13 protein-coding genes are annotated in these 12,953 nt (G+C 58.0%); 11 read left to right on the forward strand and 2 right to left on the reverse strand.

Going from position 1 to position 12,953, the window contains the following annotated elements; genetic code table 11:
* From RBH71_RS03900 to RBH71_RS03920, 5 genes are read left to right on the forward strand one after another with little or no spacing between them, the layout of a single operon-like run.
* Positions 1-864, forward strand: coding sequence for an IclR family transcriptional regulator (locus RBH71_RS03900; protein ID WP_323687133.1), 864 nt, complete (start codon positions 1-3; stop codon positions 862-864).
* Complete coding sequence (locus RBH71_RS03905; RefSeq protein ID WP_323687134.1) at positions 861-2,030, forward strand: acetyl-CoA acetyltransferase; 1,170 nt, start codon at positions 861-863, stop codon at positions 2,028-2,030. The genes RBH71_RS03900 and RBH71_RS03905 overlap by 4 nt, the downstream gene beginning before the upstream one ends.
* Complete coding sequence (locus tag RBH71_RS03910; protein ID WP_323687135.1) at positions 2,027-3,667, forward strand: acyl-CoA synthetase; 1,641 nt, start codon at positions 2,027-2,029, stop codon at positions 3,665-3,667. Before RBH71_RS03905 ends, RBH71_RS03910 begins: the two co-directional genes overlap by 4 nt.
* A 31-nt stretch (positions 3,668-3,698) precedes the next feature.
* On the forward strand, positions 3,699-4,478 hold the full coding sequence (locus RBH71_RS03915; RefSeq protein ID WP_323687136.1) for an SDR family oxidoreductase: 780 nt from the start codon (positions 3,699-3,701) through the stop codon (positions 4,476-4,478).
* Entirely contained in the window at positions 4,475-5,368 is an 894-nt protein-coding gene (locus RBH71_RS03920) for a DUF296 domain-containing protein (protein WP_323687137.1), read from the forward strand. Before RBH71_RS03915 ends, RBH71_RS03920 begins: the two co-directional genes overlap by 4 nt.
* A gap of 38 nt (positions 5,369-5,406) precedes the next feature.
* On the opposite strand, the gene RBH71_RS03925 is transcribed toward RBH71_RS03920, so the two are convergent.
* Positions 5,407-5,814 carry a PPC domain-containing DNA-binding protein gene (locus tag RBH71_RS03925; RefSeq protein ID WP_323687138.1) on the reverse strand — a complete coding sequence of 136 codons (408 nt, stop codon included), beginning with the start codon at positions 5,812-5,814 and terminating at the stop codon, positions 5,407-5,409.
* Positions 5,801-6,367 (reverse strand): DUF296 domain-containing protein, encoded by a 567-nt coding sequence (locus RBH71_RS03930; RefSeq protein WP_323687139.1) that lies wholly within the window; start codon positions 6,365-6,367, stop codon positions 5,801-5,803. The genes RBH71_RS03925 and RBH71_RS03930 overlap by 14 nt, the downstream gene beginning before the upstream one ends.
* A gap of 160 nt (positions 6,368-6,527) precedes the next feature.
* Here RBH71_RS03930 and RBH71_RS03935 point away from each other — a divergent pair, with 160 nt between their 5' ends.
* The 6 genes from RBH71_RS03935 to RBH71_RS03960 all read left to right on the forward strand — a co-directional run bounded on the left by RBH71_RS03935 (position 6,528) and on the right by RBH71_RS03960 (position 12,908).
* The gene (locus tag RBH71_RS03935; protein WP_323687140.1) at positions 6,528-7,046 is read left to right on the forward strand and encodes an Lrp/AsnC family transcriptional regulator; all 519 of its coding nucleotides are present in this window, start codon (positions 6,528-6,530) and stop codon (positions 7,044-7,046) included.
* 518 nt (positions 7,047-7,564) lie between these two features.
* Positions 7,565-8,353, forward strand: a complete 789-nt coding sequence (locus RBH71_RS03940; protein WP_323687141.1) for a GntR family transcriptional regulator — start codon at positions 7,565-7,567, stop codon at positions 8,351-8,353.
* 30 nt (positions 8,354-8,383) lie between these two features.
* Positions 8,384-9,499 (forward strand): sn-glycerol-3-phosphate ABC transporter ATP-binding protein UgpC, encoded by a 1,116-nt coding sequence (locus tag RBH71_RS03945; RefSeq protein ID WP_320187675.1) that lies wholly within the window; start codon positions 8,384-8,386, stop codon positions 9,497-9,499.
* Positions 9,496-10,425 carry a sugar ABC transporter permease gene (locus RBH71_RS03950; RefSeq protein ID WP_323687142.1) on the forward strand — a complete coding sequence of 310 codons (930 nt, stop codon included), beginning with the start codon at positions 9,496-9,498 and terminating at the stop codon, positions 10,423-10,425. Before RBH71_RS03945 ends, RBH71_RS03950 begins: the two co-directional genes overlap by 4 nt.
* 11 nt (positions 10,426-10,436) lie before the next feature.
* Positions 10,437-11,318: a carbohydrate ABC transporter permease gene (locus tag RBH71_RS03955; RefSeq protein ID WP_003517572.1), complete on the forward strand. Its 882-nt coding sequence runs from the start codon at positions 10,437-10,439 to the stop codon at positions 11,316-11,318.
* A 60-nt stretch (positions 11,319-11,378) separates the two neighbouring features.
* Positions 11,379-12,908 carry an extracellular solute-binding protein gene (locus tag RBH71_RS03960; RefSeq protein ID WP_003517573.1) on the forward strand — a complete coding sequence of 510 codons (1,530 nt, stop codon included), beginning with the start codon at positions 11,379-11,381 and terminating at the stop codon, positions 12,906-12,908.
* The last annotated feature ends 45 nt before the right edge of the window (positions 12,909-12,953 follow it).

A 12,953-nucleotide genomic window follows, 5' to 3' on the forward strand; every position in this document is an offset into this window, starting at 1 on the left:
ATGGTAACAACAACAACGATCCCGGTAGAAAACGATCTGACGGGCGCGCGCGCGGTGGACCGAGCTCTGGCGCTGCTCTCCATGGTCGGGAGGCACGCGGAACGCGGCGTGGCGCTTTCGGTCATCGTGACAGAAAGCGGACTGAACAAGCCCACAGCCCGCCGCCTGCTGCTGGCCCTGATCCGCGCCGGCCTTGTGGAGCAGGATGAGGAAACGCGACGTTATTATCTGGGCGAAGAAACCTATGTGCTGGGCAGCCTGTCATCGCGCCGGTTTGGCCTTCTTCAGATGGCGCAGGACGGCCTGACGCGCATTTCCCGCCGCTCGGAGGATCTGAGCTTCCTTTCCGTGCGCCGTGATACATTTGCCCTGTGCCTTTACCGCGAGGAAGGCACCTGGCCGGTGCGCACCCATGCGCTTCAGGCCGGTTTTGAACACCCCTTGGGTATTGGAGCAGGTTCGCTCGCCATGCTGGCGGCGCTGCCAGATGCCGAGGTGGAAAGTATCATTGCGGCCAATAGCGGGCTGATTGCCGCCAATTATCCCGGCATCACGCTTGAGGGCCTGCTCCGTGATGTCGAGTTGACGAGAGCCAATGGCTATTCGCTCAACCCCGGCCTGATCCTTTCCAATTCCTGGGGGATTGGTGTTGCCATCCGCGCGCCTGATGGCGCGGTGGCGGGAGCGTTGAGCATTGCCGCTGTGGACAGCCGCATGCGGCCGGAGCGCCAGCCGGAACTGGCAGCGTTGCTGCGCGAGGAAGTGACCCGCATCGAGACACGCATCGCGGAAATGATGGCCAGCCGCGCCCGAACGCGCGGTGAAGGCGACACGAAACGGCAAACGAGGAGAACGAGCAAATGAGCAAAGCGCAGATCGTCGGCTGGGCGCATTCGCCTTTCGGCAAGTCGGCCCTTGAAAATACCGAGCAACTGATGGCTTCGGTCGTGGCACCGGCCATAGACCATGCGGGCGTCGATGTCGGCGATATCGACGGCATTTTCGTCGGCGTAATGAACAATGGCTTCTCGAAACAGGATTTTCAGGGTGCCCTGGTAGCGATGGGCGATGAGCGCCTCGCCTATACGCCGGCGGTGCGTTTCGAAAATGCCTGCTCAACAGGATCGGCCGCCCTCTATAGCGCCATGGATTTCATCGAGGCCGGGCGCGGCCGCGTCGCGCTCGTTGTCGGCGCCGAAAAAATGACGGCGCTGCCCACCGCAGAGGTGGGCGAAATCCTGCTCTCCGCCTGTTACCGTGCGGAGGAGGCCAATATTCCCGGCGGGTTTGCCGGCCAGTTCGGCCGAATCGCGCAGGCATATTTCCAGCGCTATGGCGACCGCTCCGAAGAGCTGGCGATGATAGCCGCAAAGAACCACGCGAATGGCGCGGTCAATCCATATGCCCATATGCGCAAGGATTTCGGCTTCGATTTCTGCAATACGGTTTCCGACAAGAACCCCTACGTCGCAGGCCCTCTGCGCCGCACCGACTGCTCGCTGATTTCCGATGGCGCTGCCGCGATCATTTTGGCCGACGAGGAAATGGCAGCCACACTCAACCGCGCCATCGGTTTCCGGGGCCGCAAGCATGTCAACGACATCATGGCGTTGAGCCGCCGCGATCCGTTGGCATTTGAGGGCGCGCGGCGCGCCTGGGCCGGCTCGCTGGAACTTGCCGGCGCAACGCTCGACGACCTCTCTTTCGTTGAAACGCATGACTGCTTCACCATTGCCGAACTTATCGAATATGAGGCCATGGGGCTCGCAAAGCCCGGTGAAGGATATCGCGTTGTCCAGGATGGAACGGCGCTGAAGACCGGACGCCTGCCAGTTAACCCATCGGGTGGATTAAAATCGAAAGGTCATCCCGTCGGAGCGACCGGCGTTTCCATGCATGTCATGGCGGCGATGCAATTGATGGGCGAGGCAGGCGACATGCAAATTCCCAATGCCTCCCTGGCTGGCGTGTTCAACATGGGGGGCACGGCGGTTGCCAATTACGTCTCGATCATGGAGCGTGTGAAATGACGATGCAAAGTGCCGTGCAGTATCCCGCGGGCGGGGTTGCGCCCTCCACCACAAGGGTGATGAACCTCTCGCATTTCCTGACCCAGGCGGCACGCCGCAACCCGGACCATATCGGCTTCGTCTGGGGTGAAAAGACATGGACCTGGGCTCAAATGGAAGCCCGCGTCGACGCCATGGCCCATGCGCTGGAGAGTGAATTCGGCGTCAGAAAGGGGGACCGCATTCTGGTTCAGTCCTCCAACAACAACCAGATGTTCGAATCCATGTTCGCATGCTTCCGCGTGGGTGCGGTGTGGGTACCGACCAATTACCGTCAATCGCCCGATGAAGTTGCGTATCTGGCCAAGGCAAGCGGTGCACGCGGCATGATCTGCGCCAGTGCTTTTCCCGATCATGCGAAAGCCAGCCTGGAGGCGACTACAATCGATTTCAGCATTGCCATCGGCACGGCTGAGTTCGGTGAGGATTACGATGCCATCGTGGCCCGTCATATGGGGCAAAAAGTCAAAAGCCAGGCGGTGGATCGGGATGACCCTTGTTGGTTCTTCTTCACCTCAGGCACCACCGGCCGCCCCAAGGCTGCAGTGCTTACCCATGGCCAGATGGCTTTCGTCATCACCAACCATCTCTGCGATCTGATGCCCGGTACCGGACCGGACGACGCCTCCATCGTTGTTGCCCCGCTTTCACACGGTGCGGGCATTCACCAGCTGGTGCAGGTGGCGCATGGCGCGAAAACCGTGCTTCCGGCGGCGGAAAAGCTTGATGTGCCCGCCGTCTGGGCGCTGATCGAAAAATGGCGTGTCACCAATGCCTTTACCGTGCCGACCATCCTGAAAATGCTCGTCGAAGACCCCTCTGTGGATCGCTTCGATCATTCCTCGCTGCGCTATGTAATCTATGCCGGCGCGCCGATGTATCGCGCTGACCAGAAACGGGCGCTTGCCAAGCTCGGCCCAGTGCTGGTGCAGTATTTTGGCCTGGGTGAAGTCACCGGAAACATCACCGTGCTGCCGCCTTCTTTTCATAGCGCCGAGGACGGTCCGGAAACGCGCAGCGGCACCTGCGGCTTCGACCGCACCGGCATGGAAGTGCAGATCCAGAACGATGCTGGCGAGGAGGTTGGCGCAGGCGAAACCGGCGAAATCTGCGTGATTGGTCCCGCCGTTTTCGCCGGCTATTACGATAATCCCGAGGCCAATGCAAAAGCCTTCCGCAATGGCTGGTTCCGCACTGGCGACCTTGGTCACCGCGATGAGAACGGCTTCCTCTACATCACCGGGCGCGCCTCCGACATGTATATTTCTGGCGGCTCGAACATCTATCCGCGCGAAATCGAGGAAAAAATCCTCATGCACCCTGACATCAGCGAGACTGCGGTTCTGGGTGTTCCGGACGCGGTGTGGGGCGAGGTCGGTGTGGCTGTGTGCGTAGCCCGCGAGGGCGCGGATATCGCAGCCATCGATCTGAAGGCCTATCTGGAAGGCAAGATGGCTCGCTACAAGCTGCCGAAATCAGTGGTGTTCTGGGATGCCATGCCGAAATCCGCCTATGGCAAGATCACCAAGAAAATGATCCGCGAGGAACTGGAAAAACGCGGTCAGATGCCGGTTTTCGAAGAAAAGCGGACAGGCTGACAGGCGAGACATTCAACCGGGAGGAGACGGTATGACACAAGAGACGACAGGGACAAAAGGGGCTGTCGCGATCACCGGCGGTGCATCCGGCATCGGCTTTTCCACTGCGCAGCTCCTGATGGCGCGCGGCTGGCAGCCATGGTTGCTGGATCTCAAGCGCGAGGCGCTGGATATAGCCTGCGAAAAGCTCGGTATCGATCTATCGCGCGGCATCGTCTGCAACGTTGCGGACGAGGCATCGATAGAGGCGGCTTTCGCCGCCCTGACCGCGGGAGATTCCGATCATGCGGTTGATCTGGTGGCCGTCGTCAACAGCGCCGGCATCGGTATCGACAAGCTGTCCGTTGACACAAGCGTCGAAGAATTTCGCCGTATCGTTGATGTCAATCTCGTCGGCAGCTTCGCGGTAGCGCGCACTGCCGCACGTTACTGGCTGGAGCGCGATATTGCCGGCTCGATCGTGAATATCAGCTCTGTTTCCGGCATGTGTGGAAATCGTGGCCGCAGCGCCTATGGCGCTTCGAAAGGCGGCGTCAATCTTCTGACGATGGTAATGGCAAACGAGCTGGGGCAATCAGGCATTCGTGTTAATGCGATTGCTCCCGGTCCGGTCGATACCCCCCTCACCCAGGCGGTTCATACTGAAAATGTTCGCGACCAATGGCATAGCCGCGTTCCGATGCATCGCTATGGCAGGACGGACGAGATCGCCTCTGCCGTGGCTTTCCTCGTGTCGGATGACGCAAGCTACATCAACGGACAGGTGCTTGCCGTGGATGGGGGCTTCATTACCGCGGGGCTTGCGGTATGACGGAGACAGGCACGCAAGAGCTTCCCCGCCACATCGTCCATCCCGGACCGATAACGCCTGAACGCTTTCGCGCCGTCGGCTGCCACGCCTATCCTGTTACTCTGACGGTCCGGTCCGGCGTAAGCGCCAACGAAGCGATTGCCGATGCCTTTGCGGAGTTGGGGTTCGAAGGTGGTTACGTCAGACTGAAGAACGTACCGATGAAACGGTTGCATTATGTCATGCCGGCAGCCGCACCGGATGACGCACATGCCGCATGGTATAGCGAAACCTTTTCCATGCCGGGTGGCACAATCATCGATGCCGGCCTGCATATGGGCCGGCGAGATAGCGCGCCGTTTCTGCATTGCCATGGTTCATGGAAGAATGCCGACGGCGTTGTCTCCATGGGGCATCTGCTGCCTTTCGAGACCGAATTTGCTGTAGAAACACCGCTTGAAGCTCTGGCGCTGGATGGAGCGATCCTCGATGTGCAAAAGGATGAGGAAACCAATTTCCCCCTTTTTACACCCATCGCGCAGCAGCGCCGCCAGAAGGGTTCGGGTCTTCGGGCACTTTTATGCACAGTGCGCCCCAATACCGATATATGCACGGCACTCGAAGAGGTCTCTGCCCAGTTTGGCCTGCGAGAAGCCGAAGTCAATGGAATTGGCAGCCTGGTCGGTGCGGATTATGAAGACGGAACAAGCCTCACTGCCTACGCGAGCGAAATCCTCATAAGCAACGGCCGTATCGGCACGGCCGCCTCTGTAGACCGACAGGCAATGCTGGATATTGCGATGGTGGACCTTACCACACATATCAGCGGCGGGCGGCTGGTGCGCGGCAAAAACCCGGTCTGCGTTACTTTCGAGCTACTTCTGACCGAAAGACAGGGGCGCGCCGCATGAGTTGCGCTGAGCAACTCAACGGTCCGCCTTACTACAACTCACGCCGTCTGCGGCTTTTCCGCAGGCAACCACTCTTCCAGCGTCACTTCAAAAGTCATGCAAACCGGGTTAGCTCCGGCGATGAAGGGACCGCCATAAACCGAACCTTCGGTATCGGCGACGACACCGGTCAGCGAGGCGCGCAGCGAGCCGTCAGGCTGGGCACGCACTTCGCCGGCAATGGAGACGATTTCCACAGCGGGACCGCGTATCTGCAAGAACGCGCCGTTGCGGGTGCCGAGACAGGCATCAACGAGACTACCAAGTGCACCGCGCACAAAGGCATTTCGAAAACCTTCGGCAAGGCACAGTTTTTCGACACCGAGAACAAGGTCTTCATTGGGTGCGATGCGGGCATAGGCCACACGCCCCATGGATCCGATTTCGACAGTGTTATGCGTGTTCATCGGCGCGCCCCGTACGGTTCTTGGGTTGAAGAAGGGGAATGTTGGTTTCGGGGTCGAAGGACTGCTGCAGCACGAAACTGTCGAGTGACGTCACCAGGGCGGAAACGCCGCTCTCGCCAACAATACAGGATTCAGTCAGCAGATGGCCGCCCTTGACCACACCTGCCGCGGTGCGCATGGCGGCATGGCAATGGACGATCGGCTCGCCCTTCATGCTGCGCCCGAGCGTAGCATTGCCGAAGACAAGCCAGGCCGCACCGGCGTCGATCGGTTTCGTATAGGCAATGACCGCCTTGCCGGAAGGGTCGGGCGGGGCGACGCAATAGGACAATATGTCGAAATAGCCGCCGAGAATGGTGAGCGAGGCATTCTCAATGCCGTTTTCAAAAAGCGGCTGCACGATTCCATCGTAAAGACTGCGGCCCGCCGCAATGAACAGCCGCACGTGGCGCGCAGATGGCGAGTGCAGGCTGTTGATGCGCACCGGCGAGGAAATGCCGGGATGGATCAACGTTCTCGGCCTTGGAAAATGATGCTGTTCTACGGGTGCCACGCTTGCTCCTCCCTGCCGCCTGTACCTTGCAGTACGGTACTTAAAAATCAGCGGAAGGTGCTTTCGAATGCCACCGCCAAACCACCCGTCGGAAAACATTTCTTTCGCAGGCTGCCGCAGTGACGGCAGATCTTTTGCAACATATTGTGGGGAGACCGGGATGACGAAACCGCTGGACAGAATTGACCGAAAGATATTGCGCACCCTGCTGGAGAACGGCAGGTTGAGCAATGCGGAGCTTTCGGAAAAGGTAGGGCTGTCGCCCAGTCCTTGCTGGCAGCGGGTCAAGCGACTGGAAGACGAAGGCGTCATTCGCGGCTACACCGCCATTCTCGATCAGGCCAAGCTCGGACTGACAGAAACTGTTATCATCGAGGTGATGCTGGACCGCCACGACGACGAGGTTCTGGAACGCTTCGGGGAAGTGATGGCCGCTCTTCCGGAGGTGCTGGAAGCCTATCTGACGACAGGTGAATATGATTATCTCATCAAGGTGGCGGTGGCGGGAACAGCAGGCTACGAGCAGTTTCTGCGCCGGAAGCTCTACAAGATCGAGGGTGTACGCCACTCCCGATCCTGTTTCGCACTCAAATGTCTCAAACACACATTATCAGTCGTACCCGATCCCGAACCTCCGTCAATGGTAGCAACCGGCACTGGCCGCGTGCCGGCAAGATAGCCGTTGCGGATTGCGAATGGCGTACCTGAACGAGCTGCCTGGCCGTGGATTGCAGAGGCAACAACTGCCACTGCCGAAGCATTGAGGTTCGACCCGGTTATCCAATCGATTTTGCCAGAAACGGTGGCTTGGACGTTGTCAATGCTGGTAAGCTGGTAAGCTGGTACCCGTGCGGCCACGCAATTGATCAATATTATGTATATTTTACACGGCAGCTAGTGATCAGAATCTGACCACGACTATTTAGTCCCGGGGCGATTTGCACGCCATACGGGCAGGGCGACTAGCCGGCGGATGGTTAAGCCGCAAAGGCCAATGCCAGGCGCCAGTTGCCTCGAGCCAACCAGCCCACACCTCCAAGACTACCGTGGCAGCATGTGTCGCGGCGCGCCTCGAGGTGTCCCGAAATTATTCGGCAGCATCATTCAACCGCCAACACGATACTGCCCGGGGCTTGACTCTCGGAAAATCAAAAGATATGTCACTTTCAATTCTAATATATCAGTTAGGCATTTGATATGTCTGTTACCCTTGAATTCCCATCGTTACCGCTGTCCGAACTCGTCACCCCGCAAGACCTGCCGGCTGACGGAAACATGACCAACAGGATCCATGCCTTACTTCGCAAACTGATTGTCGAGGTGAAGCTGCTCCCAGGGCGAGCGCTGTCGGAAAAGGAGATCGCGACACTGCTGCATGTCAGCAAAACGCCCGTCCGCGAGGCGATCATTCGCCTTGCCGAAGAAGGTTTCGTGACTGTCGTGCCGCAAGGTGGCACCTACATCTCGCCGATCGACGTTCAGCGGTACATGGAGGCCTGTTTCATCCGGTTCAAGCTGGAAGAAGGCGCTGTGATCGAGGCAACCAAGCGGCATTCGCTGGAAGACATCGCACGGCTAAAAACCTGTCTGTCGCAGCAGCGCACTGCTGCCGCGGATGAGGAATTCACTAACTTTTTCCTGCTCGACGAGGAATTCCACCGCACGATCTTTTCAGCAGCTCGCCTTCCTGGAGCCTGGAGCGTGGTAAATCAGGCGAAAGGCGAAATGGACCGAATGCGACACCTGAAGCGCGTTTTTGCAGTCCGTCGCACCGAGAAGGTTATCGAAGAGCACGAAGCAATCGTGAACTCAATCGAATCCGGCGATGTCGAAGCGGCAAGAGAGGCCGTACAGCGCCACCTCGGATCACTCGAAACCAAAATCGCAGAACTCTCCAAGAACCCGAAGATCTGGACCTTCATCGAGCAGGTCAACACGCGCGTCACGAGGAAGCGCGCTTCACGGGGGCAGAAGACGCCTGACTGAACATTCAAGGCTTTTGAGGAGGGGCCTTTCATGTCCGCAGTTCAAATCAACGACGTCGTCAAGCGCTATGGTGCCCTTGAAGTCGTCCACGGTATCAATCTTTCCATACAGCCGCAGGAATTCGTTGTCCTCGTAGGTCCTTCGGGATGCGGAAAGTCCACCACGCTGCGCATGCTCGCCGGGCTCGAAGACATTTCGGACGGCACCGTTTCAATGGACGGCCGAGTGGTCAACAAGATCGCGCCCAAAGACCGCGATGTCGCGATGGTGTTTCAGAACTACGCGCTTTATCCGCATCTGAGCGTGGCCGATAACATCGCTTTTGGCCTGCGAGTGAGGGGCGAAAAGCGAGCGGTTATCGACAAGGCGGTGGCAGAAGCTGCACAGGTCCTCGGGCTCACCGAATATCTGGGCCGAAAGCCGGCGGATCTTTCCGGTGGCCAGCGCCAACGTGTCGCCATGGGTCGTGCCATCGTGCGCAGGCCGAAAATCTTCCTGTTCGACGAACCTCTCTCGAACCTCGACGCAAAGCTGCGCACCCACATGCGGGCCGAGATTAAACTGCTGCACAAGCGGATGAACGCCACCAGCATCTACGTGACGCACGATCAGGTCGAGGCAATGACACTTGCGGACCGCATCGTCATCATGAATGGCGGCCATATCGAGCAGGTCGGTTCGCCGATGGAGGTTTTCCTCGAACCGGCCAACACGTTCGTCGCAAGTTTTATCGGCTCACCGCCCATGAACCTTCTGGACGGGACGATCGAAAAGCAGGATGGCACCGTAAAGGTCAAAATCACGGGTAGTGCCGGACAACGCTTCAGCGTCCCGGAAGCATTTGCGAAAAATGCGACGGAAGGGCAGCAGGTCAAACTCGGCCTGCGACCCGAAATCATGTCGGTAGAGACCGAAGACAGTCGTGAAAACCTCAATTGCAGCATCGACCTCGTGGAGCCCTTGGGCGCGGAGGCTCTGCTCCACGGCAGGGCTGATGGCCAGCCATTTATCGCCAAGGCGGAAACACTTTACGGCGATCATACTCTCAACGGCGTCACCCGACTTGGCATCGATACCACACGCATCCATGTCTTCGATGCGGCAACCGGAAGGTCGCTGAAAACCCCAAGCGGGGCGCGACCATGAAAAAGGGTTTTCATGGACGCCTTCGCGATCTCCAGGAAGATGTTCGCCGCGACTGGCAGCTCTACCTGCTTCTCGCTCCGATGATTATCTGGTTCGCCGTCTTTCTCTATAAGCCCATGTACGGGCTGGTCATCGCGTTTCAGGACTTCTCGATTTTTCGCGGCATTGCAAAGAGCCCGTGGGTCGGTTTTGAAAACTTCGCGGAACTCTTTCACAATGACATGTTCATCCGCGCCTTCTGGAACACCCTAAAAATCAGCGCTCTCGGCCTGATCTTCGCGTTTCCGGTACCGATCATCCTGGCCTTGATGTTCAACGAGGTTCAAAACAGCGTTGCCCGAAGCTGGGCCCAGACGATCGTTTACCTGCCGCATTTCATTTCGGTGGTGATTGTGGCCGGCATCGTCATCAACTTCCTGTCGCCGTCGATAGGCATCGTCAATCTTCTGCTGAAAGGCCTTGGATTCGAGCCGATATACTTCCTGACCCAGCCGGAATGGTTTCGTCCGATTTATATCGGCTCGTCGGTCTGGAAGGAAGCGGGCTTCGAATCCATCGTCTATCTCGCCGCCATCGCTGGCGTGAGCCCGACGCTTTATGAATCCGCCCGGGTGGACGGGGCATCGCGCTGGCAGATGATGTGGCGGATCACCCTGCCCTGCATCCTGCCGACAATCGTGATCATGCTGATCATCCGCATCGGCAATCTGGTCGAGGTCGGGTTCGAATATATCATTCTGCTCTATCGGCCATCCACCTATGAAACGGCAGATGTCGTTTCCACCTTCATTTACCGCACCGGCTTGCAGGGTACCCAATACGATCTCGCGACGGCCGCCGGACTGTTCAATGCGGTTATCGCTTTCGTCCTCGTCTATTCGGCAAATCGCATCAGCCGAAAAGTCTCGTCGACATCGCTTTGGTGAGGAGCTGAAAGATGGCAAACTTCAATCTTTATTCCCGCGGCGACAGGATTTTTGGCTGGGCAAATGCCATTCTTCTGGGTCTGTTCGTTCTGTCGACGCTTTATCCCTTCATCTATGTGCTTTCGGTCTCGCTATCTTCGGGGGCCGCCGTCACGGCTGGCCGTGTCACGCTATGGCCGGTTGATGTGACCCTTGCCGCTTACGACAGGGTATTGTCCGACAGGATGTTCTGGGTCGCCTATGGCAACACGTTCATCTACACCTTCGGCGGCACGCTGATGAGCCTGCTGATCATGATCCCCGGAGCCTACGCCCTTTCGCGCAAACGCCTGCGCGGCCGCACTTTCTTCAACATCGCCATCGCTTTTACGCTGTGGTTCAACGCCGGCATGATCCCTTTCTTTCTGAACATGCGTGATCTTGGACTTCTCGACAGCCGCTTCGGCATCATCCTCGGATTTGCGGCAAACGCCTTCAACGTCATTCTGCTGCGCAACTTCTTCGAAGCCGTGCCAAAGTCCTTCGAAGAAGCCGCCAAAATGGACGGTGCAAGCGAGTTGCAGCTGCTGTGGAAGGTGTTCATTCCGCTTTCCAAGCCCGCAATCGTCACCGTTGCGCTGTTCTGCATCGTTTCGCGGTGGAACGGTTACTTCTGGGCGATGGTCTTGCTGCGCGGCGAGGAGAAGATCCCGCTTCAGGTCTATCTGAAGCGCGTGATCGTCGATCTTAACTCGAATGACGAATTCGCATCGAGCCTGCTCACCGCCCACTATTCGTTCGAGACGGTAACATCCGCGATCATGATCGCTTCCATCATTCCCGTCCTCATCATTTACCCCTACGCGCAGAAGTATTTCACCAAAGGAATTCTGCTGGGCGGAGTCAAAGAGTAGCAGCACAAGGGAGGAGAACCTGTGAGAGCACTACGAAAAGGCACGCCCCTACTGGCGTTGATGACAGCCGCAACCCTGGCCTTGCCGGCATCGGCGCAGGATTCAGGGAAAATTTCCAAGGATCCGCTGGAGCTTACGATCCATTTCCACTTCCGTGACAAATACGTCTATTCAGAAAAATGGCCGGTGGAGCAAAAGGCCGCCGAGATCACCAACATTCATGTCCGCAACGTGGCGTCGCTGGCGACCACCAGCAGCCGCGATGCATTCAACCTTCTGATCGCCTCGGGCAACCTTCCCGACATCGTCGGCGGCGACGCCACGGGCGGGCTGAAGGAAGACTTCATTCGCTACGGGTTGGAGGGCGCATTCATTCCACTCGATGACCTGATCGAGGAAAACGCCCCCAACCTCAAGGCATTCTTCGACAGCCACAAGGAAATCCGCAACGCCATCTCCGGACCGGACGGCAAGCTCTATTTCATCCCTTACGTCCCTGATGGCAAGTTCTCGCGCGGTTGGTTCATCCGCCAGGATTGGCTCGACAAGCTTGGGCTGAAGCAGCCGGAAACACCGGAAGAGGTCTACGAAGTTCTGAAAGCCTTCCGTGACAAGGACCCGAACGGCAACGGTCTCAAGGATGAAGTTCCCTACTTTGCCCGTGAGGAAATCGATGCGGTCCGCCTTATCAATCTGTGGGATGCGCGCGTGTCCGGATCCGAGCGTTATGGCGACTTTGCCGTTTATGACGGACAACTTCGTCATCCCTGGGCGGAGGAAAACTACAAGACCGGGATTTCCAACGTGGCCAAATGGTACAAGGAAGGCCTGATCGACAAGGAGATTTTCACCCGCGGTGCTCGCTCGCGTGAGTATCTGCTGGGCAACAATCTCGGCGGCATGACGCATGACTGGTTCGCCAGTACCTCGACCTACAACGACGCCCTGTCGCCAAAGATCAACGGTTTCGCGCTAAAGCCGATGCTGCCGCCAAAGACGGTCTCGGGCCAACGGTTTGAGGATTCCCGTCGGCTGCGTGTCCAGCCCGTCGGCTGGGCTATTTCGGCGACCAACGAACACCCGGTCGAAACAATCAAGTATTTCGATTTCTGGTTCTCTCAACAGGGGCGCATCCTGTCGAATTTCGGCGTCGAAGGCCTGACCTACGAGATGGTCGATGGCAAGCCGCAATTCAAGAAGGAAATCCTCGACAACAAGGACCCGGTGAATGCCCAGTTGTGGGCGGTCGGTGCGGCGATCCCGCGCGGATACTGGATGGACTACGAATATGAGCGCCAGTGGACAAACAAGATCGCGCTTGAAGGCATCGATATGTACGACAAGTGCAACTGCCTCAAGGATGAGTTCATGGGCGTTTCCCTGAACGCAGAGGAAAAGGCGACATTCGACCGCTACTGGCCGAGCATCCTCACCTACATGACCGAGATGCAGCAGACCTGGATACTGGGTGCCCAGGACGTCGATGCCGGCTGGGATGCCTACAAGAAGCGCCTCACGGCCCTCGGTTACGACGAGGTCATCAAGATGATGCAATCGGCCTATGACCGCCAGTACAAGGCCGCGCAATAAACCTTCGACCGTGATGGCGGCTTTGTCGCCGCCATCCTTTCCCTT

Source organism: Rhizobium sp. AN68 (assembly GCF_030758035.1).
In the GTDB taxonomy this organism is placed as follows: Bacteria; Pseudomonadota; Alphaproteobacteria; order Rhizobiales; family Rhizobiaceae; genus Agrobacterium; species Agrobacterium tumefaciens.

Bases quoted from the DNA above. Each gene is read 5' to 3' on its own strand.
- RBH71_RS03900 (WP_323687133.1), top strand. From the start codon at position 1: ATGGTAACAACAACAACGATCCCGGTAGAAAACGATCTGACGGGCGCG.
- RBH71_RS03915 (WP_323687136.1), top strand. From the start codon at position 3,699: ATGACACAAGAGACGACAGGGACAAAAGGGGCTGTCGCGATCACCGGC.
- RBH71_RS03945 (WP_320187675.1), top strand. From the start codon at position 8,384: ATGTCCGCAGTTCAAATCAACGACGTCGTCAAGCGCTATGGTGCCCTT.
- RBH71_RS03935 (WP_323687140.1), top strand. From the start codon at position 6,528: ATGACGAAACCGCTGGACAGAATTGACCGAAAGATATTGCGCACCCTG.
- RBH71_RS03955 (WP_003517572.1), top strand. From the start codon at position 10,437: ATGGCAAACTTCAATCTTTATTCCCGCGGCGACAGGATTTTTGGCTGG.
- RBH71_RS03905 (WP_323687134.1), top strand. From the start codon at position 861: ATGAGCAAAGCGCAGATCGTCGGCTGGGCGCATTCGCCTTTCGGCAAG.
- RBH71_RS03960 (WP_003517573.1), top strand. From the start codon at position 11,379: ATGACAGCCGCAACCCTGGCCTTGCCGGCATCGGCGCAGGATTCAGGG.
- RBH71_RS03920 (WP_323687137.1), top strand. From the start codon at position 4,475: ATGACGGAGACAGGCACGCAAGAGCTTCCCCGCCACATCGTCCATCCC.
- RBH71_RS03925 (WP_323687138.1), bottom strand. From the start codon at position 5,814: ATGAACACGCATAACACTGTCGAAATCGGATCCATGGGGCGTGTGGCC.
- RBH71_RS03940 (WP_323687141.1), top strand. From the start codon at position 7,565: ATGTCTGTTACCCTTGAATTCCCATCGTTACCGCTGTCCGAACTCGTC.
- RBH71_RS03910 (WP_323687135.1), top strand. From the start codon at position 2,027: ATGACGATGCAAAGTGCCGTGCAGTATCCCGCGGGCGGGGTTGCGCCC.
- RBH71_RS03950 (WP_323687142.1), top strand. From the start codon at position 9,496: ATGAAAAAGGGTTTTCATGGACGCCTTCGCGATCTCCAGGAAGATGTT.